Raw genomic sequence first — 21207 nt, 5'->3', positions numbered from 1 at the left:
CTTATCGGCCCATCGCCTCTTTGACCCACAAGACCACAGAGCGCTTGAGCACGTCACGCTCGTCTTCCAGCTCGGCGCGTTCCTTCTCCCACGCCGCCTTCTCACGGGCGTGCTGCTTGACCAGCTCGGCCTTCTCCCGCCGCAGCCGGGCCAGCTCTTCCTGCTCGGTCTCCTCCAGCGTTCCGCTCCCATCGCCGTCGCCGTTGTAGTGCTCGGCGAGCCGATCCATCTGCACCCAATTGTGCAGCGTGTACGGACTGATCCCCAGATCCCGCGCCACCTGCGCGACGGGTTTGCCGGTCTCCTTCACGATACGCACCGCCCCCGCCCGGAACTCCGGATCAAAGCGCCTCCGCGTGACTCCTGCCACGACCAAACCTCTCCCGGTTCGGTCTCCACGCTATGAGGGGAAGGCCATGGCTGCCTTGCCATTGTTGGCAGCGGCCATCACCTCTGATCCAGTCGCGGTGGCTGGTGTCGCCATCGCTGGACAGAGTCCATGGTTGTTGTTCGGTCTGCTCGCTGGGGCGGTCATTGATCGATTCGACCAGCGCCGCCTCACTGCGGCCGTCGATGTGGTTCGCGTACTGATGCTGGCCGTTCTGGTCATTTCAGTTTCTCTAGATGTTGCCGGGATCGCGCTGCTTTACCTGGTGGCGTTCGCCTGTGGTGTTGGCGAGACGCTGCGCGACACTGCGACGGCCACGCTCCTTCCGCCGCTGGTGCGTGATGCCGATCTCGATCGGGCCAACGGCTGGTTGGTCAACGCTGAGGTCGCGGGTAACGAATTGGTGGGGCCGCCGATCGGCGGTTATCTATTCGGCGTTGCGATGGTGCTTCCGTTCGCGGTCAATGGCGGCACCTTGGCATTGGCGGCCGCACTGATCTTCAGCTTGCCCAACGTATTTGCCTCGAAAGCCGGTTCGTACACCAGCAAGGGCCAGATATGGAGTGATACTCGCGCCGGTCTGCGGTGGCTGATTAAACATCCCCGCTTACGAATGATCGTCGGCCTGGGTGCCGTATTCGCGGCAATGGACAGCGCTTGGTTCGCCGTGCTCGTGCTCTACGTACCTGAGATTCTCGGTCTGCCGGCTTGGGGCTATGGCGTGTTGCTGGGAGTCGGCGCCGTTGGAGGGCTTGCAGGGGGCGTGTTAGCGGCGCGGATCACACGCATAGTCGGAGCCGCAGGAGCTCTGGCGGGCTGCCTCGCCTGCGCTGCGATCGGGCAACTGATGATTGGCCTCACTGCTTCCGCCGTCGTTGTGGCTGCGGGCCTGGCCATTACAAGCGGTGCGTTCGGCGTGTGGGCCGTGGTGGCTCGTACCACTCGTCAGCGCCTTACTCCAGCTGAGATGCTCGGTCGAGTGAGTAGCGCTGCGATGACCGCGGTGATGAGCGCGTCTCCGCTGGGGGCTCTCGTCGGTGGACTCCTTGCGGCTGGGTGGGGGTTGAGAGCGCCGATCCTTGTTGGAGTTCCAGTCCTGGCTGTGGCTGCTGTCGTTTGTTTCCTCACGATGCGTGAACGCGGCTGAGTCGCGTAAGCACGACACAGCCCTCCCGCCTGATCATCCCGCCGCCGTCGTCCCATCCGTCAGGGGAGCGGGCCAAGGTCCTGGGGTGAAGGTGGAGCTCCCCGCTGGAAGAACGACCTTCGCCCCAGGACCTTGGCCCGCTCGGCTCGTACTGGGGCGACGTGACGAGATGATCAGGCTTCCACATCACCATTTACTGACCTTCGCCGCGTGCGTGGCGATCATCCTGGAGCCTGAGGGCCCCGCCGGAGGCATCTGCTCTGAGCGGTACTGATGGGGACGCGACACCGCGCCGTCAATGTGACTGAGCACTTCAGGTGGCGTAGTCCGCCAGACCGGGAGCCAAGGTGCTGCGACCCCTCTGGCGTCAGGGACAAGCGCCACGAGATCATCACCCTATGGCGGATGTGATTTTCTTCGATCTGGACGGCACCCTGGTCGATCATCGAAGCGCGGTCTTGGAAACGATCGGTCAGATCGTCCAGGCCGCGCCGAACGCGACGGCTCCGCCGGAGGAACTGGTGACGTTGTGGTGGACGCTGGAGGGGCGCCACATGCGGGAATACCTGGCCGGTCAGTGCTCCTTCGCTGAGCACCACCGGCGCAGGCTCCGTTCCTTCCTGCCGATGCTCGGCGAGCCGGTTCCTGAAAGTCCCGGCCTTCTGGACGCCTGGATCGCCGAGCGCTACCTCACCGTGTTCGCGGAGTCCTGGCGGTGCTATCCCGATGTCCAGCCATGCCTGGAGACCCTGAAACGGCTTCCCCGAGGACCGCGTCTGGCCGTTCTCACCAACGGGGACCCCGAGCAGCAGCGTGCCAAGCTCGCCCGCTTCGGCCTCCTCGAATACTTCGAAGCCGTCCTGACCCCGACCGAGCTCGGTGCGGCCAAGCCCGTCGCCTACGCCACCGCCTGCCGGTGGATGCGGACGGACCCCGCACAGGCGGTCAACGTGGGCGACATGCTGGAAAGCGACGTGAATGCAGCCGCCCTCGCCGGGCTCACCGGCATCTGGCTGGACCGCGGCATCGACTTCGTCACCGGTGGACCATCGCCGACGGCAGACGAGACGGTGCTCCGCATCGAACGCCTCACCGACCTCCCCGACCACCTATCACGCACGACCGCCTGACCGGCTCTCACGAACCTCAGCGTGGTTTGTGGGCGAGCCGGCACCGATGAAGGGACCGCCGATGATCACCGATCCAACGATCACCCGGATCGGCCAGGGAGTGGAGCTGCACCACCACCGAGGTCAGCGTGAGGCCGCTCGCGACTTGTTCGCGCAAATCTGGGACGACATCGGCGGCGAGCAAGGCGACCCGCTGCACATTTGCGTCCTTGCCCACGCGATGGCCGACGTGCAAGACGACGTGCACCAAGAGCTGATGTGGGACCTGCGAGCGCTTGCCGCCGCCGACCTGGTCACCGATGAGCGGGTGGCGCAAGCTGGGGTGACGCTTTCGGCGGCTGGCTTGTACCCGTCGTTGCACCTCAACTTGAGCGAGTGCTATCGCAAGCTGGGCGATCTCGACCGCGCCCGTGAGCACCTCCAACAGGCGCGAACCACGATCGGCGCGCTTGGCGACGACGAGTATGCGCAGCTCATCAAGAGTGGCCTGGAGCGCCAGGCCGAACAGCTGAGAGGCGGGCCCTGACCGGAAAATGGCCACATTGAATGACACAACCCTCTCGTCGTCCGTGACAGGAGAGCCGACCAACACGAGATCACACCATGATCAATGGCGAGACCGGATGTCGCCCGGCACACAAAGCCCCGGCCCCCGACCTGGGCCTCTTGTTCTTGGCCGCGCATTGGCCGAATCTGCGCGGAGGATGCCGTTTCTGGATCGCGTTGAGCGGTCAGCTCGGCCTGGACTACGGAGCCTGCACCAACCCCCCCTCGTCGCTTGACGGGCGGGTGCGTTTCGAGCACGACGGCTGCGTGCGGTTCGTCGACCGCGAGGACGGCTCGTTCGGGTAGCAGCCCCTGTCAGGCCGCATGGAGCTGGATCACTACGTCGCGCAGGTTCTCATCAGTGATTCGCTCTCTCTGGCTGATCACGCCTGGCACTATCAACACTTGCCGGCGGCACCTGAGAGATCGAAGTAGGGCGTCACCTGCACCGCGCGCGCTACCTAAGATCACTACGTGCCGATGTAGAGCAACACCGAACGTCAGTGTCACGTTGCTCGGTAGCGTGCCGTCATGGGCCGCGCTCACAACGCGATGGGGCGATAGCCGAGGGCGGCTTCAACTATCTCCTCGGCTGTGGCGTCCTGTAGTTCTTCCAGCGGCCAGAAGATCAGATTACTGACGCGTGGATGGAGCACATTGGCCTCTAGCAGGCGTAGGTAGTAATCCGGGTCGACCTCCATGATTCTGCGGACAATTTCGGCGAGTTCTTCCCGGGTGATGTCCGATACCTTGGGCCGCTCCGGGCGAGCGGCATCCCGGGCGAGTTCCACCAGATCCTGCGATTCCCAGTACGCGGCGAAATCGAACGGCTCATAGCTGTGCCCAGTCTGCATGTTGAACGCGGCGACGGCCTCGCGTGCCTCCATCAGCCTGCCGGTTTCTATGAGTTCCGCGATCCGGTCGATCTCGCTCCCTAGCTGCTCCTGTCGCTCCTGGGAGACGGGGGAAAGCAGCTCCGGTCGTAGCTCCATACCAGGCACGCGTCACAGGCTGCGGGCAGTGATGTCGCCGTTGGAGGTGGTGGCGTGGATGTCGAGTCCGGCGGTGCCGTCGTTCTTGAGGGCGTTGGTGATGCGGCCGTGGCTGGTACCGGCGTCCAAGGCGGCCGAGACTCCGGCGGCAGCGGCGATCGAGATGTCGCCGGACTGGGTGCGCAGCACGACCTTGCCGCCCGTGGCCTCGGCGATCCGGATGTCGCCCCGTGCGGTGCTGATCTCCGCGGGCCCGCCCAGACGGCCGACCTCGACATCGCCGTCGGTCGCGGTGAGGCGCAGGCTCGCGGTCTCATCGAGCTTGATCTGGCGGTACGCGCCTTCGAAGGAGACGTCGCCGAGGCGGCCCACGGTCCGAACTTCGGCGCTGGCCGTCTTAGCCTCGATGCGGGAACCGGCGGGCAGCTTGACCGTCACCTCGATGGATCCAGACGGGCCCAGGTACTGGTTCTTCGCTGTGGCAGTCTCGATCCGCAGGACGCCGTCGGCGTAGTCGACCGTGGTCTGCTCGGCTGCCGTCACGTCGCGACTCTTCGAGGCGTTCGCGGGCCGGACCTCAACCGTAGCGTCGGCCCGGTCGGCGGCGATGAACTGGACACGTCCCGCGGGGATGTCCAGGACGGCGGAGATCGGGGCGGGGGTGTCGAACTTCTGCATCATATGCTCCTTGTGCTGCGTTGTTTCGATCTTGCGAGACCCATCCCGGCGTGGCCCTCATGGCCTTCCATGAGGGCCACACGAGGATCGAGGTGATCTCGGCGCGGCCCAGTTCGCAGCCCCAAGGCCGCAGCGCTGAACCGTTCATGGCATCCACCCTCGCCGACCGCTCTGATACCGGGCTGTCGCCGTCCTGACGCCGCCGCTGACATACGGCGGGAAGTAGCCGGCCGGGGATTGGGCCCCGTGGCCGCGTAGTGCAGACAGCCTCAGTTGGTGCCTCCGGGCGCGCCGAAGGCGGCTGGGCCGACTACGGTTCCACCGGTCTGACCGCGATTTAGCTCGGCACGATGCTGCGCGAGTACGACACTGCGCCGGGACTGGCGTGAGGTGGCGACCATCATCTACAAGTGCTTCCTCTGCTCCGATCAGGTGCTGCGGCACAGCGTCGCCAGACCCGACTAGAAACCGCCCCGGTTTGATCTATCGCCGAGCGCCGGACGCTCGCAGGGAGCCACATGGAACGGGATGGAACGCATAATGGTAGACGGCCGGATCGGCGGCTTCGGGGCCTGACTGTGAAGGAGCCTCTATGGGCGCCAACCACTGTGTCCTTCCCTCCCTGATCCAGAAGAAGCGGTTCGGCCGCATCGGCCGGATGCTGATCGTCACCTCGGCGGTTCTCGTGGCCTCCGTCGCACTGGCAGGCCCCGCGTCGGCCGACCTCGTGAACAAGTGCACGGGCGGCACGGGCTACACGATCTGCTTCAGCCTCGACCGGCAGGACGACGGAAACATCGCCGTCCACCTCGGCATCGATGTGGCCATGAGCCGCGCGGACGCCCAGGCCATCATCGATCACCCCGGTGAGGAGTTCTCCGCGAAGATCTTCGGCGACGACCCCGTCTACGACAACGGCCTGGTGTCCGTGCCGGTTACCTGGAGCTCCGCGTGGGACGGCGGGCTGTCGGCCGAGTTCGATCGGCTGGCGACCTTCGCCCAGCTCAACGAGGACGACGGATACTTCGACGGTTACGTCGACGAGCTCTACGGCCACATCGACCTGGTCGACTTCCGCAGCGGCCAGACGCGCGGCTTCAACTCCGCCGTCATCAGCGGCTACTACTGATCGGAGCCTCGCGCGCCCACCGGCCGCGAGTGCAGCTCTTCCCGGGCGACATCGACGCTCGCTACCGGATCGCCGGTGAATACCACCGAGGCCGTACGCATCAACGACAGCGGCCAGGTCCGGCGGCTATTTCGTCAATGACCCGGCGGCGGCTGCGCGGCCTGACGGCATCCGGTCGCTGAAGGACACGTGGTCAGGTCTGTCGCTGCTACGCGGATGACTACCGGCCGGGCGGGCCCGGTACAACACGCCCGCTTCAGCCGGTCGCCATCGTCTCGGCGATCGGCCGAAGCGGTCAGGTCAACTGGCGTCGAGCAGCTCGAGGCGGTCCGCCATGGCGGCGAACAGCGCGTCGTCCTGCTCCGGCACGAACGTGCCGCAGGCCAGCGTGAACCGTATGCCGTCGCGGACGACGAAGTACTGCCGGACGGCCCACACCCGACCGGCGTCGTGCATTGCGCACTCCAGCAGGGCCCCGGCACGGCCCGCAACCCGTGCCTCGGTGATCTCGAAGTCACCGAAGCCCGCCCACGTGTATTAGGGTCCCGTTCCGCGATCATTCGTAGGGCGCCAGTCGCCTGCCCAACTCGCTCGACGATCGCCGCGATGACATCGATCGTCTCTCCCTGCTGGTCGGTGTACGACTCGAAGCCTGGTTCAGGCTGAAAACATCCCCGCCAATCGAGCAGGACACAAAGAGCAGCCTGCCTCGGCGGCCCCGGATGCTTGACGATGACCTCCAGCAACACGTCGGTTCCTGCGACGGCTGCCGGATAGAGCGTCCCTGCGTGATCGTTTCCTACGGCTGATCGAACGCCGCCTCCTTGGTCCAGGTTATTGCGAGTACTCCAGAGCAAGTTGGCGAAGGCTTCCGCGACAGCTTCGGGCCGGTACCACCTCGGTCCTGGGATCGACGCCGTGGTTGACCCCTCGCTACCGGGGTTAGTGGCACGTCGATCAAGGGTTTGGCCTCGCCATGCGTAGCTCACTCGGATCCGTCGTGCATCGTCGATACTGCGTGGAGGATCTCACTTGCCTGGGCTCATACAGTAGGCAACACTGCAACGTGCACTCCGAAGAGCAAGCCAAGCAAGTGGTCGGGGAGTTGAGTGGCCGGCTCCACACCGTATTGCGCGACGGTGGCCTCGCCGCCGAACCCGTCCTCGAACTTGCCTGCTTGCTGGAGGAATGGGGTGTGAGCACTCCGGCTACGCGGGAGCTCCTTGAACGCCCTGTGGCCCGTCTGACCCCGGCTGATTTGACCCGTCTGGGCGAAAGCCTTCTCCGCGACACCGGATTCGAGCCGACCTTCGCCCTCGAACCGAGGATGTGGGATGTGCTTGAGCAGGCGCTGAAGGTCGTGGAGCGCGACGTCCGAGCTGCGGGAATCACTGGAACGCTTCGATTGGTCACCCAGGACTGGGACGACAACGGTCATGCCTGGGTGGAGTTCCAGGGTGGTTACTGGAGTAACCACGGCACCAGCATCCCGCCCAGCGCGGGAAGCGACGTTCAAGGGGCGCTTGCGTGTGTGGCCGATGCCACCCAGGAAGTGATCATGGAGCTGATCTGGAAGGTCTGGCCCGTCTGCACCAGGCACGATCGTGGCCTGCGGCCCGGACTGGACCGTGGGATCGCCGTTTGGCGCTGCACGGGCGACGGAACGCATACCGTCGCGCCAATCGGTGAGCTGCCGTGATCGCGTCGCTGCATTCAGTGTCTGTACAGGATCGTGATTAGCCGGGGATCCACCAGCAGTAGAGCAGTTGATCGCTTTCCTTCGCCCTTCGCGCCAGCGCGACGAACTCCTTCACCAGATCGAGCACGTGGTCACCGTCGTGGAAGCTGGAGACATCCTCATTCATCCATCGCTGGGCCACTTCGGGCGGTCACGGCGGAGCCCGGTGGCGAAGGCGGCCAGGTGGGGTGTGGCAGCGGGCAAGCGACGGGCCGCTGTACGGCGGCGCGTCGCGCCGCCGCTTGACTCCCTATGAGCGTAATTCGTCAGCATGCGCGACGGACAAGCATTCCATGGCGGGGACGTTCACCTGTGGCGGGCGATACTCCAAGGTGTCCAACGGCGGGAGCTGATCCACGATCTTCCTCGTCTCGAGGCTGACCCGTGATGATCCGCTTGAGGAGGTCGATTCCGATCCTCACGGTGAGCGCTGGCCGCGGAACAAGACCCACGATGATGCCTGGCTGCCTACTGCTGTTGAGTGAACTTGCTCAATGCGTCGTCGATGATCCCGTGCAGAGCTTTGGCACAGGCTGAGACTCTGCCGTTCGGCGGGTAGTAGACGCTGGCGACAGGTGGCTGATCGCAGTAGTCCTTGCCGTGCTGGCTGCAACACCGCTCGGTGGCCGCGACGCTCGTCGGATCGTGGAAGGCAGGGTCGAACGGCATCACGATCCGGATTTCCATGGGTTCCATGCGCGAAGCGTAGAAGCAGTCGCTATTCTCGTCGAGATCTTCGTCCTGACCCACTCCATAGATCGGGCATGCAACGGGCGGGGAAGAGCACCAAGACCGAGTAACGAGCAAAGCCCAGGCGACGAAAACGGTTCCTGGCCTGAGCTCTCGAGTGGGTGGAGCCTAGGAGATTCGAACTCCTGACTTCCTGCTTGCAAACAAAGTTTCGCGATCGATTGAACTGGGCCTTTGCCCTGGTAGATGGGCGTTTCCGTGTGCACAGTTGTGCACTGGCGGGCGGGATAGTGTTTGGTTGTCACTCGGTTCGTCACTCAAGCGCGCACCGGACGGCTTACACGCCTACGAGCGCGAACTGTCATGTGCCCCGGCCTATGCCCTTCGGTCCGCTCAGTTCACTCGGACTGACGACCTGGGCCTTTACCCTGCGGCCGAGAGGACTCGAACCGGGACCGAGAGCGAACGTGATCCCACGAAGTTGGCAAGCTGGGGATCACGCCCCTGGCCTGGGCTTTTGTGTGCGATCGTGCGAGGTGGCGTTGCTGTACGGCTCTGCTGTACAGAACTTCATCGCTCGGCATACTTTAAACGACACTCCGTGGGCTTCGTCGCGACCGGGTGAACCGGCTCGCGAGGACAGCAGACGCCTATCCTCGCCGCTGAGTCAGCACTGCCACAGGAAGCGCCCCTCCCGCTCGTCGGAGCTGAGGAAGCCGTAACCCACCCCGCTATCGGCGAACAACAAGTCGTACATGCCTTGCTTGGAGTTCCCGAGCTGGAAGAAGTACGTCCATGCGCCCGCCGGATACTCCTCGTCCTGCCACCAGATAGGCGTGCCCAGCATGTACGACCCCCACCGAGGGGCCGTCGACTGGTCGAGAGAAATAGTCAAGACCTGCGGATCAGCGTGTCAGGCGACTTGCTGATCACCTCCTGATCCGTCGGGTCGCTCGACGAGTTGGCCTCGCTCGAACTTCGCGCCGGCGCGGACGAGGGCGACCAGATGTGGCGCGTTGGCCGCACGCCAGCGCTTCTGCGCCGACTCGATCAGCTTGAAGGCCATCGCCAGCCCGGCCCCTTGGTGACCTTGGTGCGGTGCCGGACGGTGGCGAAGGTGGACTCGATGGGGTTGGTCGTGCGCAGGTGCACCCAGTGCTCCGCGGGATAGTCGTAGAAGGCGAGCAGTTCGTCGAGGTCATCGACCACCTTGGCGACGGCCTTGGGGTACTTGGCGCCGTAAGCGTCCCGGAAGCCCTTCACCGCCGCGAGAGCGTGCTCTTTGTCCTCGGCGTTCCAGATCTCCGCGAGCGCCTTCTTAGCGGCCGGGTGGGCCGACTTCGGGAGCGCCCCGAGCACATTAGCGATCTTGTGAAACCAGCATCTCTGGGCTCTGGTTGGGGGAACACCTCGCCCAGCGCGGCCCAGAAGCCGAGCGCGCCGTCCCCGATGGCCAGCACCGGAGCCCGCATCCCACGTCGTTTGGCATCGCGCAGCAGGTCGGCCCACGGCTCGGTGGACTCGCGGTAGCCATCGCTCAGCGCGACGAGTTCCTTGCGATCGGCGCGCACGCCGATCATCACCAGCAGGCACAGCTTGTGTTCTTCGAGGCGGATGTTGAGTCGGCCCACAGGTAGACGTAGTCCACGCCGGACAGGTCGCGTTCGGCGAAGGCGCGCTGCTCGGCCTTCCAGGTCTCGGTGAGCTTGGTGATGACCGACGCGGACAGGCCCGCCGAGCTGCCGAGGAACTGGCCCAGCGCGGCGGTGAAGTCGCTGGAGGACAGGCCGTGCGCGTGTGTCTCGACGTGCCCAACCCATGTCGGCGTCTGTGCTGGGGCGCCGTCGACGTCCGTCCCATTCAGTCCAGCGCAACCGATGACACTGCAATCTCCGAAGCCGCTGTGGCCGGCTACGTGGCCAAATACGCCACCAAAGCCGCGGAGACCTCCGGGACCCTGGACCGGCCGGTCAGGTATCACGACCTCGCCCGCCTGGAGCGGAACGGCGTCACTGAACACGCCGCCCGCCTGATCCGTACCGCCTGGGACCTCGGCAACCCAGAGATCCATCCAGACCTCGCGCCGCTCCGGCTTCGGCAGTCCCAGCCACAGATGGCGCGCCAACCCACCAGAAGCCCTAGTCGGCTAAACAAAGGTCCTTTGGGCGGAGTATCCCACAGGTCAGTGAGCGCGATCTGCGAGGCGGTATCTGTTAGAGGTCCCCCGCCTCCGTCCGGCCGGAAGCCGACAGAGGCGGGAAACGGAAGCCATGAGACGCTGTTCTTCGTAGCGGCTACTTGGTCGTCACCTTTCGTAGGTATCGGGCCGAGGCCCAGCCGGCTTTGCCATCGGATGCCTTGACCGCGACCCATCCCTTGACCGACTTGCAGGCCCCGGCGAAGCGACCATCGGCGATCGCACGCTTACCGACGCGGTGGAAGCGCAGCCCGCCACCGGCACGGACGTTCAGGAAGCTGATGGGCCGCACGTGCGTGACCTCGTAAGTGCACGCCAGAAGCACCGTCGTGCCGGAGTGGTGCGTGCTCCTCACCTTCCGTAGGTATCGAGCTGAGGCCCAGCCGGCTTTGCCATCGGATGCCTTGACCGCGACCCATCCCTTGACCGACTTGCAGGCCCCGGCGAAGCGACCATCGGCGATCGCACGCTTACCGACGCGGTGGAAGCGCAGCCCGCCACCGGCACGGACGTTCAGGAAGCTGATGGGCCGCACGTGCGTGACCTGGTAAGCGCACGCCAGCGCCGGACGGCCTGCCGGGCTGGCAGCCTGGGCGGGAAGGCCCGCCACCGCGAGTCCGCCTGCGGCAATGCACGCGACGAGGACGGTGTGCTTGGAGATCGACATGGGTCTCTCCCTTCGGTCTACATCGGATCGTGCACAGGGGCACGACCTGCGATGTTCACAAAGAGTAGATACCTTATTACTATGTGCTTACACGCCTTAGCCTTTGATCAACTATTCATGGGCCCCACTCGCCCAATTGCGTAACATCTCCCCGGTCGCTCTCGGCAGCGGCTTCCGCGGCATGCTCGCCGGCCTGGACGAATCCGCCGTCGAACGGGTGCGTACGACCTTCCAGACCTCCTCGGCGAACGCAAGCTGGACGACCTGGACGCCACCTCACTCATCGGAACAGGCGCTCCCGCGCACTGAGCGGAGTTGCCCGCGGCGTCGATCGGTGTCGGCCGCCGGGCATCCTGCCCGTGCCACCGCGCCCGGCTTTACATGCACGACAGGAGCCCGGTGGCCGGGTCAGCTCAATCGACGGCGATCAAACCCCGCTGATAGGCGCGGACGAGGCGCCGGGGCACAAGCAGCCGCCGCCCGTTCACGGTGATCGGGACAAGGTCGGGCACGGTCGCCTTCCACTGCCTGCGGCGGTGCCGGGTGTTACTGCGGGAGGTCTTGCGCTTGGGCACGGCCACGGCTACCAGCTCGCCTTCGTGATACCCGGCAGCTCCCCGCGATGAGCCATCTCCCGGAAGCGCACCCGGGACAGGCCGAACTTGGAGAGGTGCCCGCGAGGACGGCCATCGACGGAGTCCCGGTTGCGGACGCGGGTGCCGCTGGGTCCGCCCGCCGTACACCCCACACCCGCCGACCAAGCGCCGCACCGCCGCACAGAACCAGCCGCGCCGTCGCCGGCTGAACTTGCTCACGCTCGCCCTTCGGGGTGCCTACGGCATTCCGCCGGCCACGCCGCTACCTCTTGTCAAATGTGATCAACGAGTAAGAGCGGCCTTCATCGCTGCTCCTACGGGCCACAGCGCTTTGCCCGCCTCCTCGACAGAGGATCTACTTTGCCTATGGGGTTACGTCGCTCGATTCCGCCATCCAGGAGGCTCTGCACGGTGAGCGCCTTGATGGTCTTGGCCTGCAGTCTGATCGGCTGCACACCTGGCTATGAGGGCATGTACGGTGGCGGCCAGGTATGCGTGGACCGGGCGAAGCGGGAGAACGCTCTGTATCTGAAGGCGGTCAGTGCCGTTCTGCCGTCGGGCAAGCGTGTGAGTGTTGACGAATGGAATGGATGCGACTCCGCTAACAACGGTGCCTCACTGTCCGTTCTGGTGAGCCCGAAACTCCGATGGGAAGAGTTGTGGAAAGCGTTCGTCGAGGCGGGGTGGTCGCCTGCCTCGGACGCATGCACTCCAAGCTGCACCGAATTTCAGCTCGTCGACCAAGTGGACCAGCGGCTCATCGGGATCGCCATTGAAGAGATCACTGACACCGCTCCAGAAGGCCAACAAGAGGGCTTGTGGGTCAATGTGACCGCGGCTGACTCCTGCTGGGACGACCGCGGCTACAGGTGCAGTTAGGCGATGGTCGTTACTTAATCACAACTGACACCTCTCCAAGGGTGCCCTTGGAGCAAGCCTCCGGCGGGGGCCTCAGGCTCCGAGATGATCGCGACGAGCAGAAGGCCATCAGTGGCTGAGGTGGGCCGGATCTTCCCGTCGCCGTCGCCCAGGACAAGCTCGAGCAGACCAGAGGGCAGGGGCGAAGGTCGTCGAGTTACCGTGGCCCTGGCGAGCATTTGGTGCCAGAGACGGACGAATCGTCTATCAATCGTCGATCCAGATGTACCACGGTCCGTCGAAGTGGCGGTAGATGCCCGGCGCGTCGATGTCCGGCTCGCCATTCGGGCTCCAGGCGAAGCCGTAACTTCCGAAGAAGCCCGTGTCCTCGATCATGAAGCCGAAGGCCCGGCGGGATCCTTCAAGGTACTTGACGGGATACAGGCCGATCCAATGCCGCTTCCCCGGCGGCGTCCCCTCTGACACCGTCTTCGCGAAGTGGTCGAGGCTGCTGCGCGACAACTCGAAACGCATCCTGACCGGCGCACCGACGTAGGCCAGTGAGCCGACCAACGCCACGACTAGGGGTGGCACAGCCCAGAACGTCCAGTTACGACGCAATGCGGCCAGCCTTCCCCGCCTGACAAGGACGACACCGAGCACGATTAGCCAACCGACGCCGAACAACTGCCAGCCGACGCCCACGGGCATGAGCCACGTGAAATGCCACCCGGGGGCACTCGTCGCATAAATGGTCCCGAGCCCCAGTACTACGGCAACCGTCCCCCACGCCCTGCCGCTGATGTTCATGGGAGCGGGCTGGCGAGGCGCATTAGGAAGATCGCTCGTTATATCCACCGCGTGATCCTAACTTTCGCTGGTGGCGATTCCGCCGAGCTGGTGTGTACGTATTGTGCAGAAATCCGCGATCGATGTCGGGAGCTTCGTTCATGCACCCGTGCGCGCTCCTGTCGCCGGGAGCATGATCGTGACCCTGGCCGGTATCAGGTTACGGATACGGGGATGCCTTCTGCCTGGTGGAGCCTAGGAGATTCGAACTCCGGACTTCCTGCTTACAAAGACGCATGCCGATCATGCTCCATCAGGGCACACACAGCTCAGCGCACTGATCGCGTTACCCGTGACTCCCTGCTGTTCCCCCTTGTTTCCCACCCCATCGGGCACGCAACGGGCACGGCTGGCAGGCTCGTCACAAGGACATCCAGCAGTAGAGCAGCTGATCATGTTCTCTCGCTCGACGTGCCAGACCGACAAGATCCTTGGTGAGCGACAACATGTACCCGTCCTCATCAGCGGTGAAGTGGGAGAACTCCTCGATGGCTGCCCACTGCTCCGCCAACATCGGCAGGCGGGCGTCGTCCACACCGGCGAGCATGTCACGAGCCTCCGCCGACAGTTCCATGATGCCGGGCCCTTCCAGGTACGGGGAGTCTTCGGGTAGGGCATCCCACTCCTCGTCGCTTCGCGGCGCACTCTCCGGGGGTGGATACCGCCCCACCATCTCGACCAGCCCCAGGGAATAGTCGACATGGCCGGCGAACGCGACGAGCTGACCCAGGACCACTTCGGGGTCGATCCATTTGGTCGCCACCACATCGAACTCCGGAACTCCACGCGAGGCATCGGCGATCTCGCGGGAATGCTCAGGTTGGACGGTCGCCGCAACACGGTCCGCAGCGCGGTAGTACTCCTAGAAGACACCCACGTAAACACTCCTGCCCCGGGTCCACGGCGATATGGCCGCCTTGTGGCAGGTAGACACGCTAGGGCATGCGACTGACATTACGAGTAGGCACGACTCGCTTGAGGCAAACGCACCTTCCGTAGCCGGTGGCGGGCATCGAGTGAGCCCTTGGTCTGCTGGTGGAAGGAAGTTATTCGAGCGTGCACTATTCCTCGGTCTGGAGTGTCGCTTGTGCGACGTCCGTGAGCAGTGCGGCAGCCCAGAGGAATACCTTGGGGTCACCGAGACCTGAGTCGGTGAGCCATTGAGCGGCCCGGCGCGCGTCCTGCTCGTCCTGGATCAGCCCCCAGGACCCCGGCTGGACGCCGGTGGCTCGGTAAACATCGGCGACGAGGCCGCCCAAGCAGGTCCAGGTGTGCCAGCACCCGCTGTCGAAGCCGACCAGTTCGAACCCCAACCGCCAGCCGCTGCGGTAGGGAAACCTCTCGCGCCGGGCCAGCCGTTCCGGGAGGCTCCCGGCCGATATGTCCCAGCCTCCATCGGCGATATCGGCCAGCAGCCCGGGAACATCGGCAGTGGCGAATCCAACCCGGAGCACGTGCAAGCCCGGCTTACCAGCGTGCTCGCGCGCAATCTCGGCCTCCTGAGGGCCGGCGAACCAGTCGTCCCAGCCACTGGGATCTACCGACACCAGGTCCACCACGCAGTCGCTCAGCGACACCAGACCAGCACCTGGAAGGCCCACGTCCTGCCAATCGTGCCGATCCGCGCGTGTAGCGACCCGATAGCCGGCGAGGACGTAGTCGGGTTCCATCGCGCTATCTCCTTCCGCGGTCAGTATCGTAATTTTCCAGGAAGTCGGCCTCGGCCTACGTTGCGCGACTCGTGGTGCAGGAGCTGTTCGATGATCCAGGGCGGCCGGACAGTGCGATGGTGAAGTCCGCGCATCCTCGGTCTGTTCACTCTTATGCTGATCGCCCCGTCGGCTAGCTGCGACTACGGCTCTCGCGTGATCACAGCGCCTCAAGATCATCCCGCGTATATCCCGGATCTTGCACGAGGACTAGGGTGGGGAGACATCCCTTCGTGGGAGCAACCCGCCAAAGTTCCATTCACGCCGTGCGGCTGGACGACCTGATCTCCAGGGGCCCGGCGGCAGGCCGAGAGGTGGGAGGCCTGCGCTGGCGCGCTGTCAGCGAGGTGACGCCCCCACCCCGGATGGGACGGCCCACCGGATTGATCGCCTCACGCCCCCGTTTGCCGCCCTTTCCTGGAAGGATCTGGGCCAGTCGAACACACAACGATGTTCTTCGGAAAGAGGTGTCCGCATGGAGCCGCTGCGGCAGGGTGATCCGCGCCGGGTGGGGGACTATCGGCTGGAGGGGCGGCTGGGCGGTGGCGGGATGGGGCAGGTGTTTCTGGGACGCTCCCGTAGCGGCCGCCCGGTCGCGGTCAAGCTGGTGCGGCCCGAGCTGGCCGACGATGCCGGGTTTCGGCGTCGGTTCGTGATCGAGGTGCAGGCGGCCCGGCTGGTCGGCGGGTTCTACACCGCCCAGGTCATCGACGCCGACACCGACGCCGACACGCCATGGCTGGTCACCGCCTACATCCCCGGCCCGTCCCTGCACCAGGCCGTCGGGACGCACGGCCCGCTGCCCGCGGAGGCGATCACCGTGCTGGGAGCGGGACTGGCCGAGGGGCTCGGCGCGATCCACGCCTGCGGCCTGGTGCACCGCGACCTCAAACCTTCCAACGTGATCCTCGCCGCCGACGGACCCCGCGTCATCGACTTCGGCATCACCCGCGCACTGGACGCCACCTCCCACACCCTCTCCCGCGCCGTGGTCGGCACCCCGTCGTTCATGTCCCCGGAACAGGCGCGCGGCCTCGAGATCGGCCAACCCAGCGACGTGTTCTCCCTCGGACTTGTACTGGCGTTCGCCGCCACCGGCCGCAGCCCGTTCGGCACAGGCCCGGCCGAAGCGATCGTCTACCGCATCGTCCACGACGAACCCGACCTGACCGGCCTGCCCGCCCACCTGGCGGACCCGGTGAGGCGCTGCCTGGCCAAGGACCCCAGCGACCGCCCCCGCGTGGCCGACCTCCTCGAGGAGCTCACCAATCCCACCCAGACAACCACCCAATGGCTCCCGCCGCTGATCGCGACGATGATTACCGAACGCCTAGTGCAGACCCCCACGGCCCCGGCGTCCGAGGCGCGGGTACGCGAGCCCGGCGGCCCTGGCCAGGTCGTCGGTGCCGAGACACGCGTCGCTGCCCAGGAGCTGATCGCCAAAGGCCAGCTGATCCAAGCGATCAAGCTCGTGCGGGAGCGGACCGGTCTCGGTCTCAAGGAGGCCAAGGACTACTGCGACGCACTGCCGGTTTCGCCCGGCGGCCCTGGCCAGGTCGTCGGTACCGAGACACGCGCCGCTGCCCAGGAGCTGATCGCCAAAGGCCAGCTGATCCAAGCGATCAAGCTCGTGCGGGAGCGGACCGGTCTCGGTCTCAAGGAGGCCAAGGACTACTGCGACGCGCTGCGGGACGGCAGGCCCTGACGCGAGCAGGTTCACGCCGCCCTGGTCGACCTCCGCTATTCGAGCAGGGACGCCGACGCGGCCGCCGACGCGCGGTGTGGAATCGAGGAGTGATGAGCAGCCGAGCTAGGTCGTCCACGCGAAACGATTGATGTCACGCAGTTTGTCAGCCAAGACACCCCGCTCATGATACCCGAGCGGGGTGTCTTGGCTGGTGGCCCCCTCGCTTGCAACGCCGCGGGCTCAAGCATCGCCCCGTGAAGGCAAAGCGCCAGGTACCCATTCACCCGGACCTCGTGGCGCCGCTACTGGCACATCTCGCCGAGTTCAACCATGGCCGTGAGGGCCGCATTTTCACTGGCCCGCTCGCGTACCTGGGGGTCGGGGATCGGTGGATCCTGTTCACTTGCTCCCACGAAGGGATGACTCCTTCCCCACCCTCAGCATAGAGTTTCATGCCTGTTTGTTACCTATGTCCATTTTGACAGGGAGGGGGAAGCAGGCGGCCCGCTCGACCCTCTTGACGATGGCGAGGAGAAACGAACGCCCCGGGCCCCCGAGAAGAGCGGAGCGAGTGAGGGAATCCAACCCGCGCTGTCAGCTTGGGAAGCCTTCCAAGATCATGGGTTCTGAGCTGAGAAAACGCTGACCTGGGGAGACGTGAGTCGAGTGCCGCTGAGTCCCCGTGGCTCCCCGCCGATCGCCGTCCGAACGGGCACGCAACGGGCACGCGATCCATGATTTAACCGTTGTGGTCATCCCACTCTGCCTGTGTCGGCAGGCCTTCGTAGTTCAGCTTGTGAATGATTTCTTTCTTAGTCTCTGCGTTCAGGTTCTCCGGCAGCGAGTCGAAGGAAGCAGGAAGTACATCCAACAACGAGAAGACTTGCCCGCCTCCACGAACGATGAGAAGCAGCATGCAGCGCCAGTGCGGCGAGTGCTCTGGCCGGTGGTCCAGTCGGTGAACCAGTGCCGGATGAAGGTAGTGAGTCGCCGTAGGGTCGGCGTATTTAGTCAGCCACTCGACACCGTGATGGCGGTTGAGCCCACATGCAACTGCTTCCGCGTCGAGTTGAAGAAGCTGATTCGTGTCGACAGCCTTGACGGTTCGCGGAATCTTGGAGGCCATGGTTTTCGCATAGTACCTCTGGCGTGAAACTTGCTGTCAGCTTGGGAATTGCACCCATCATCGGTCCTGGACCTCGGGTTACCTGGTCAGCGGCGATCTCGGGCAGGTCGGGAGTAACCGTGGTTGACCCCTCCTCGCCCGGGGTTAATGGCACGCTAATGGCACGGCGATCATGCCGTCACCCAGGTAGTACGCTCCTGTCATGCTCACCACGCGGTGGCCTGACGACTTCGACGACTACGCCTGGAAGGTCGAGGCCAAAGGCTGGTTTGAGGGCGTCATGGTGGAGTGGAACGGGCGCCACATCCGGCCGGTGTTCTACGACCCCGTACGACTCGGCCAAGAGATCGCCGATACCTTCGCCCGAGGCGAGGCGTACTTCCGGGAGCCCAATCTGATCGTGGTCCAAGCCACTACTCGGGACCACATGCAGACCGCTGTTGAGGGTCTGTCCGATGAGAGCTGGAGCAGTTGGTAGCCGAATGAGGGCTGCGGAAGGTGAGGCGCGGTGCGTGTTGAGCAGCTGGCGGCTGTGTGGATCCATAGCGATGGACTGAACCCCGAGGAGATCACCGACCTTCTCGGAGTCCGCCACTCGTCCACCGGGCCGGGAGATGCGTGGGTGCTCGAACCGCCGGCCGCTGACGAGGCAGCATCGCTTGATGATCAGATCGCAGCTGTGATCAATCCCCTCCGCGTGGTGGCAGACAAGCTCTCAGAGCTGGCCGAGAAGGGAGCCGAAGTCGAATTGCTGCTCACCCGGAGCCTGTTGGGGCCCGGCGTGGGGATGCTGTGTTTCATGCTCGACAGCACCGTGATCAAGTTCTTAGCGGACGTGGGTGGATCAGTGTGGTTCGACGAGTACGACGAGACCACCGAGGAGAGCGCGATGCGCACGCCACCGCCCGCCTGATCACCCCGTCGCCGTCGACCCGCCCGCAGGGGAAGCGGTCAAGTGCGCTACCAAGTCCCGAAACCGGCAGTCGACCAGTGGAAACACCGTCAAGATCATTGCACGTATAGTGCATGGCAGCCTTTGAGGCAGACATCGAGGGATCGAACTGGACCTTGGGAGAGACCTTAGACACCGATCCAGCAGTAGATCATCTGATCTTCCTTCTGCGCCCGTTGAGCAAGACCTCGCAGCCCTGTAAGGACCTCCAGAAGGTATCCATCGGCCGGTGGCACGTCGGCCAACTCCTCGATCTGCTCCCAGTGCTCAACGAGCTCGTCCAACCTGCTGTCCGGGATGCCGGCGAGCGTGTCGCGCACGTCTGCGGGGAGCTCTTCGATTCCCGGCCCTTCCTTGTACGGAGAGTCCTCCGGCAGAGCCTCCCACTCCTCGATCGTCGCCGGAGCGCCCTCGGGCGGCGGATAGACGGTGATCGTCTCCACCAAGTCCAAGCTGTACGGAACGTCCCTGACGAGGGCTATGAGCTGCCCAACTTTCACGTCGGGGTCGATCCACTTGGCGTCCACCGCGTCGAACGTCGGTACGCCCGGCATGGGCTTCTCGACGGCACGGGGACTGTCGGGCTTCTCCGGCGGCGGCCTGCCTGTTCGCCGCCCGGTAGTAGTCGTAGAAGACCCCCACCTGGACCCTCGGGTCTTGATCGCTTGGCTTCTATGCTCGGGACAGATTAGGGGATCGTACGTGCGTGCGAAAGACGTCTGGCACCGTCGGCAACTGTCCTGCCTGAGCATCCCGTTGCCGTCGTCCCACCCGTCAGGGAAGCGGGCCAAGGGCCTGGGGTGAAGGTGGAGCCCCCAACTGGAGGAACGACCTTCGCCCCAGGCCCTTGGCCCGCTGGGCTTGTCCTGGGGCGATGGTGACGGGATGCTCAGGCTTCCACCTCAACCCCCAACGGTCCTGATACCCAGCAGGGCGAGCATCCCGGAGCCGGAGGCCCCGCCGGAGGTGTAGTTTGCTTCGGCAATCGAGGCCTGGAAGTCACGCTCTAGGCATGCGATCATCATGGGCATGACTTCGATCAGAAAGGGCCATGCCGCGTAGGCGCCCTTCGGCGGTTCGCACGCGAGGATTCATGTGTGTAACCCACAGACCCTCGATTCATCAGGTTCCCGGTCTCGGGCCGCGCCCCATGGCCGCGGTGATCGTACTGGAGCACACCCGGCTGGGGCCAGGTTATGTGGCGGCGGTGCTGCTGGCTTGGACGCGGGAAGTGATTCCCGGCACCTCCACCCGCCTCCTGCCCACCTGCACATGCCCCGGATGTTGGGAACACGATCCGCGCGGAGAACGGGAACAGGTGCTCATCGCGTTGCCTCGCTGGGCGCGACCGTATCTCTACAGCCTGGTGTTACCTATCGATAGAAGCTTTCTCGCCCGAACATCGCCGAATCCCCTCGCATCACCTGATTGGCCATGGTGGCGGCAGCGGCGACGCCCGAACTTCTGGTGGAACACCGACTGACCAAGGGCGTCCGTCTGGGGAGCCGGAGTACCCCGCTGGAAGCGCTACCTGCGGCGGCGCAGCATCGTCATGGCAAGCCAGATGACGGTGGGCAGGAGGAGCAGCAGCACCACGAGGCCAGTCGCGACGGCGAGCTCGGCGTTGCTCCATAGCCGGATTGCGGGATCACCGTTGTCCACCCTGTGACGCTATCGGCTACGAGCATCGGCCGGAATATCCGTGCCCAGCGCGGCCCGAGCACGGCCGCGCGCGAGAACGGCCCCCAGGCCGCACGCGCAGACTGCGGCCGAGCGCAGGGCCGCGTCAGCGGCGCGGAGCGCCGGCGCTTGATCGACGGCCAGGAGGAGATCGTCAACCAGCGGATAGCGGACGTACTCACCACATGAGATCACGAACAGCACTCCTCGAAGGGCTCCGGCTTCCCCCGGGGCCTTTCGGCGTTACAGGGCCACATCATCCCGAGCACATCCCGGATCATGGGCACCCACCTGGGGAAACGCCTCGTGATCCATCCCGTGTATATCCCGCGACCAGCGACAAACGGCCGCTCAGAGTGCGTTCCGCGAGCTGATGTCCCTTTCGTCGTTGGGGTTGGGTTAGGCCTGCTGGTCGGAGACCCGCCGTTCGGACTATGGGCGCGGCTGG

At 64.9% G+C, this 21207-nt stretch carries 26 protein-coding genes and 2 pseudogenes; 11 read left to right on the top strand and 17 right to left on the bottom strand.

Going from position 1 to position 21207, the window contains the following annotated elements:
* Position 1: 1 nt before the first annotated feature.
* On the bottom strand, positions 2 to 370 hold the full coding sequence (locus tag AB0J09_RS21060) for a transposase (RefSeq protein ID WP_360693363.1): 369 nt from the start codon (positions 368 to 370) through the stop codon (positions 2 to 4).
* Between the two features lie 46 nt (positions 371 to 416).
* Between AB0J09_RS21060 and AB0J09_RS21055 the strand changes: the two genes are divergently transcribed.
* The 4 genes from AB0J09_RS21055 to AB0J09_RS21040 all read left to right on the top strand — a co-directional run bounded on the left by AB0J09_RS21055 (position 417) and on the right by AB0J09_RS21040 (position 3517).
* A complete protein-coding gene (locus tag AB0J09_RS21055) occupies positions 417 to 1535 on the top strand; it encodes an MFS transporter (protein WP_360693360.1) in 1119 nt (372 codons plus the stop codon).
* A gap of 398 nt (positions 1536 to 1933) precedes the next feature.
* Entirely contained in the window at positions 1934 to 2665 is a 732-nt protein-coding gene (locus AB0J09_RS21050; protein ID WP_360693357.1) for an HAD family hydrolase, read from the top strand.
* Between the two features lie 61 nt (positions 2666 to 2726).
* Positions 2727 to 3191, top strand: coding sequence for a hypothetical protein (locus AB0J09_RS21045; RefSeq protein WP_360693354.1), 465 nt, complete (start codon positions 2727 to 2729; stop codon positions 3189 to 3191).
* A gap of 197 nt (positions 3192 to 3388) precedes the next feature.
* Positions 3389 to 3517 (top strand): hypothetical protein, encoded by a 129-nt coding sequence (locus tag AB0J09_RS21040; protein WP_360693351.1) that lies wholly within the window; start codon positions 3389 to 3391, stop codon positions 3515 to 3517.
* A gap of 236 nt (positions 3518 to 3753) precedes the next feature.
* On the opposite strand, the gene AB0J09_RS21035 is transcribed toward AB0J09_RS21040, so the two are convergent.
* Together AB0J09_RS21035 and AB0J09_RS21030 are read right to left on the bottom strand one after the other, a co-directional pair.
* Positions 3754 to 4212, bottom strand: coding sequence for a hypothetical protein (locus AB0J09_RS21035; protein WP_360693349.1), 459 nt, complete (start codon positions 4210 to 4212; stop codon positions 3754 to 3756).
* Positions 4213 to 4215: 3 nt separating this feature from the next.
* On the bottom strand, positions 4216 to 4881 hold the full coding sequence (locus AB0J09_RS21030; RefSeq protein WP_360693387.1) for a DUF4097 family beta strand repeat-containing protein: 666 nt from the start codon (positions 4879 to 4881) through the stop codon (positions 4216 to 4218).
* A gap of 592 nt (positions 4882 to 5473) precedes the next feature.
* Between AB0J09_RS21030 and AB0J09_RS21025 the strand changes: the two genes are divergently transcribed.
* A complete protein-coding gene (locus AB0J09_RS21025) occupies positions 5474 to 6010 on the top strand; it encodes a hypothetical protein (protein ID WP_360693346.1) in 537 nt (178 codons plus the stop codon).
* A gap of 300 nt (positions 6011 to 6310) precedes the next feature.
* On the opposite strand, the gene AB0J09_RS21020 is transcribed toward AB0J09_RS21025, so the two are convergent.
* Entirely contained in the window at positions 6311 to 6466 is a 156-nt protein-coding gene (locus tag AB0J09_RS21020) for a hypothetical protein (protein ID WP_360693343.1), read from the bottom strand.
* 610 nt (positions 6467 to 7076) lie between these two features.
* On the opposite strand from AB0J09_RS21020, the gene AB0J09_RS21015 reads away from it, so the two are divergent.
* On the top strand, positions 7077 to 7709 hold the full coding sequence (locus AB0J09_RS21015; RefSeq protein WP_360693340.1) for a hypothetical protein: 633 nt from the start codon (positions 7077 to 7079) through the stop codon (positions 7707 to 7709).
* Between the two features lie 37 nt (positions 7710 to 7746).
* Here AB0J09_RS21015 and AB0J09_RS21010 read toward each other — a convergent pair whose 3' ends face one another.
* The 4 genes and pseudogenes from AB0J09_RS21010 to AB0J09_RS20995 form a co-directional block, all read right to left on the bottom strand.
* Positions 7747 to 7875 carry a hypothetical protein gene (locus AB0J09_RS21010; protein WP_360693337.1) on the bottom strand — a complete coding sequence of 43 codons (129 nt, stop codon included), beginning with the start codon at positions 7873 to 7875 and terminating at the stop codon, positions 7747 to 7749.
* 341 nt (positions 7876 to 8216) lie between these two features.
* A complete protein-coding gene (locus AB0J09_RS21005; RefSeq protein ID WP_360693334.1) occupies positions 8217 to 8444 on the bottom strand; it encodes a hypothetical protein in 228 nt (75 codons plus the stop codon).
* Between the two features lie 661 nt (positions 8445 to 9105).
* The gene (locus tag AB0J09_RS21000; protein ID WP_360693331.1) at positions 9106 to 9285 is read right to left on the bottom strand and encodes a hypothetical protein; all 180 of its coding nucleotides are present in this window, start codon (positions 9283 to 9285) and stop codon (positions 9106 to 9108) included.
* A 66-nt stretch (positions 9286 to 9351) separates the two neighbouring features.
* Positions 9352 to 10236 (bottom strand): annotated as a pseudogene (locus tag AB0J09_RS20995) (IS256 family transposase); the annotation flags it as partial.
* Between AB0J09_RS20995 and AB0J09_RS20990 the strand changes: the two are divergent.
* A complete protein-coding gene (locus AB0J09_RS20990; RefSeq protein WP_360693384.1) occupies positions 10228 to 10800 on the top strand; it encodes a replication initiator in 573 nt (190 codons plus the stop codon). The pseudogene AB0J09_RS20995 and the gene AB0J09_RS20990 overlap by 9 nt on opposite strands.
* Here the strand turns inward: AB0J09_RS20990 and AB0J09_RS20985 are convergent.
* The 3 genes and pseudogenes from AB0J09_RS20985 to AB0J09_RS20975 form a co-directional block, all read right to left on the bottom strand.
* Positions 10733 to 11302 (bottom strand): hypothetical protein, encoded by a 570-nt coding sequence (locus AB0J09_RS20985; protein WP_360693329.1) that lies wholly within the window; start codon positions 11300 to 11302, stop codon positions 10733 to 10735. The two genes, AB0J09_RS20990 and AB0J09_RS20985, sit on opposite strands and share 68 nt — an antisense overlap.
* Positions 11303 to 11715: 413 nt before the next feature.
* A complete protein-coding gene (rpmF, locus tag AB0J09_RS20980; RefSeq protein ID WP_360693326.1) occupies positions 11716 to 11883 on the bottom strand; it encodes a 50S ribosomal protein L32 in 168 nt (55 codons plus the stop codon).
* Positions 11884 to 11885: 2 nt separating this feature from the next.
* A pseudogene (locus AB0J09_RS20975) lies at positions 11886 to 12026 on the bottom strand (30S ribosomal protein S14); the annotation flags it as partial.
* 283 nt (positions 12027 to 12309) lie between these two features.
* On the opposite strand from AB0J09_RS20975, the gene AB0J09_RS20970 reads away from it, so the two are divergent.
* Positions 12310 to 12777 (top strand): hypothetical protein, encoded by a 468-nt coding sequence (locus AB0J09_RS20970; RefSeq protein ID WP_360693323.1) that lies wholly within the window; start codon positions 12310 to 12312, stop codon positions 12775 to 12777.
* A gap of 246 nt (positions 12778 to 13023) precedes the next feature.
* Here AB0J09_RS20970 and AB0J09_RS20965 read toward each other — a convergent pair whose 3' ends face one another.
* The 3 genes from AB0J09_RS20965 to AB0J09_RS20955 all read right to left on the bottom strand — a co-directional run bounded on the left by AB0J09_RS20965 (position 13024) and on the right by AB0J09_RS20955 (position 15275).
* Positions 13024 to 13467 carry a hypothetical protein gene (locus tag AB0J09_RS20965; protein ID WP_360693320.1) on the bottom strand — a complete coding sequence of 148 codons (444 nt, stop codon included), beginning with the start codon at positions 13465 to 13467 and terminating at the stop codon, positions 13024 to 13026.
* Between the two features lie 499 nt (positions 13468 to 13966).
* Positions 13967 to 14368, bottom strand: coding sequence for a hypothetical protein (locus AB0J09_RS20960; RefSeq protein ID WP_360693317.1), 402 nt, complete (start codon positions 14366 to 14368; stop codon positions 13967 to 13969).
* A gap of 298 nt (positions 14369 to 14666) precedes the next feature.
* A complete protein-coding gene (locus AB0J09_RS20955) occupies positions 14667 to 15275 on the bottom strand; it encodes a hypothetical protein (RefSeq protein ID WP_360693316.1) in 609 nt (202 codons plus the stop codon).
* A 514-nt stretch (positions 15276 to 15789) separates the two neighbouring features.
* On the opposite strand from AB0J09_RS20955, the gene AB0J09_RS20950 reads away from it, so the two are divergent.
* The gene (locus tag AB0J09_RS20950; RefSeq protein WP_360693313.1) at positions 15790 to 17019 is read left to right on the top strand and encodes a ribosomal protein L7/L12; all 1230 of its coding nucleotides are present in this window, start codon (positions 15790 to 15792) and stop codon (positions 17017 to 17019) included.
* A 721-nt stretch (positions 17020 to 17740) separates the two neighbouring features.
* Here the strand turns inward: AB0J09_RS20950 and AB0J09_RS20945 are convergent.
* Entirely contained in the window at positions 17741 to 18127 is a 387-nt protein-coding gene (locus AB0J09_RS20945; RefSeq protein WP_360693310.1) for a hypothetical protein, read from the bottom strand.
* A 202-nt stretch (positions 18128 to 18329) separates the two neighbouring features.
* On the opposite strand from AB0J09_RS20945, the gene AB0J09_RS20940 reads away from it, so the two are divergent.
* Both AB0J09_RS20940 and AB0J09_RS20935 read left to right on the top strand, forming a co-directional pair.
* Positions 18330 to 18605, top strand: a complete 276-nt coding sequence (locus AB0J09_RS20940) for a hypothetical protein (RefSeq protein WP_360693307.1) — start codon at positions 18330 to 18332, stop codon at positions 18603 to 18605.
* 30 nt (positions 18606 to 18635) lie between these two features.
* Positions 18636 to 19040, top strand: a complete 405-nt coding sequence (locus tag AB0J09_RS20935; protein WP_360693304.1) for a DUF4279 domain-containing protein — start codon at positions 18636 to 18638, stop codon at positions 19038 to 19040.
* A 167-nt stretch (positions 19041 to 19207) separates the two neighbouring features.
* Here the strand turns inward: AB0J09_RS20935 and AB0J09_RS20930 are convergent, their stop codons facing one another.
* Positions 19208 to 19633, bottom strand: a complete 426-nt coding sequence (locus AB0J09_RS20930; RefSeq protein WP_360693301.1) for a hypothetical protein — start codon at positions 19631 to 19633, stop codon at positions 19208 to 19210.
* A gap of 973 nt (positions 19634 to 20606) precedes the next feature.
* Positions 20607 to 20741: a hypothetical protein gene (locus AB0J09_RS20925; RefSeq protein ID WP_360693298.1), complete on the bottom strand. Its 135-nt coding sequence runs from the start codon at positions 20739 to 20741 to the stop codon at positions 20607 to 20609.
* Positions 20742 to 21207: the final 466 nt, after the last annotated feature.

It is taken from the genome of Nonomuraea sp. NPDC049784 (assembly GCF_040659615.1).
Lineage (GTDB): Bacteria > Actinomycetota > Actinomycetes > Streptosporangiales > Streptosporangiaceae > Nonomuraea.
Note: the sequence above shows the minus strand (reverse complement) of the source record. Positions and strands in the feature narration are given on the sequence as shown.

Coding starts and splice junctions, on each gene's coding strand:
- AB0J09_RS21045 (WP_360693354.1), top strand. CDS start 2,727: ATGATCACCGATCCAACGATCACCCGGATCGGCCAGGGAGTGGAGCTG.
- AB0J09_RS20930 (WP_360693301.1), bottom strand. CDS start 19,633: ATGCCGGGCGTACCGACGTTCGACGCGGTGGACGCCAAGTGGATCGAC.
- AB0J09_RS20945 (WP_360693310.1), bottom strand. CDS start 18,127: ATGGCCTCCAAGATTCCGCGAACCGTCAAGGCTGTCGACACGAATCAG.
- AB0J09_RS20965 (WP_360693320.1), bottom strand. CDS start 13,467: ATGCCCGTGGGCGTCGGCTGGCAGTTGTTCGGCGTCGGTTGGCTAATC.
- AB0J09_RS21000 (WP_360693331.1), bottom strand. CDS start 9,285: ATGCTGGGCACGCCTATCTGGTGGCAGGACGAGGAGTATCCGGCGGGC.
- AB0J09_RS21055 (WP_360693360.1), top strand. CDS start 417: ATGGCTGCCTTGCCATTGTTGGCAGCGGCCATCACCTCTGATCCAGTC.
- AB0J09_RS21025 (WP_360693346.1), top strand. CDS start 5,474: ATGGGCGCCAACCACTGTGTCCTTCCCTCCCTGATCCAGAAGAAGCGG.
- AB0J09_RS20985 (WP_360693329.1), bottom strand. CDS start 11,302: ATGTCGATCTCCAAGCACACCGTCCTCGTCGCGTGCATTGCCGCAGGC.
- AB0J09_RS21030 (WP_360693387.1), bottom strand. CDS start 4,881: ATGCAGAAGTTCGACACCCCCGCCCCGATCTCCGCCGTCCTGGACATC.
- AB0J09_RS20955 (WP_360693316.1), bottom strand. CDS start 15,275: ATGGAACCCGACTACGTCCTCGCCGGCTATCGGGTCGCTACACGCGCG.
- AB0J09_RS21020 (WP_360693343.1), bottom strand. CDS start 6,466: ATGCACGACGCCGGTCGGGTGTGGGCCGTCCGGCAGTACTTCGTCGTC.
- AB0J09_RS20950 (WP_360693313.1), top strand. CDS start 15,790: ATGGAGCCGCTGCGGCAGGGTGATCCGCGCCGGGTGGGGGACTATCGG.
- AB0J09_RS21005 (WP_360693334.1), bottom strand. CDS start 8,444: ATGGAACCCATGGAAATCCGGATCGTGATGCCGTTCGACCCTGCCTTC.
- AB0J09_RS21050 (WP_360693357.1), top strand. CDS start 1,934: ATGGCGGATGTGATTTTCTTCGATCTGGACGGCACCCTGGTCGATCAT.
- AB0J09_RS21010 (WP_360693337.1), bottom strand. CDS start 7,875: ATGAATGAGGATGTCTCCAGCTTCCACGACGGTGACCACGTGCTCGAT.
- AB0J09_RS20940 (WP_360693307.1), top strand. CDS start 18,330: ATGCTCACCACGCGGTGGCCTGACGACTTCGACGACTACGCCTGGAAG.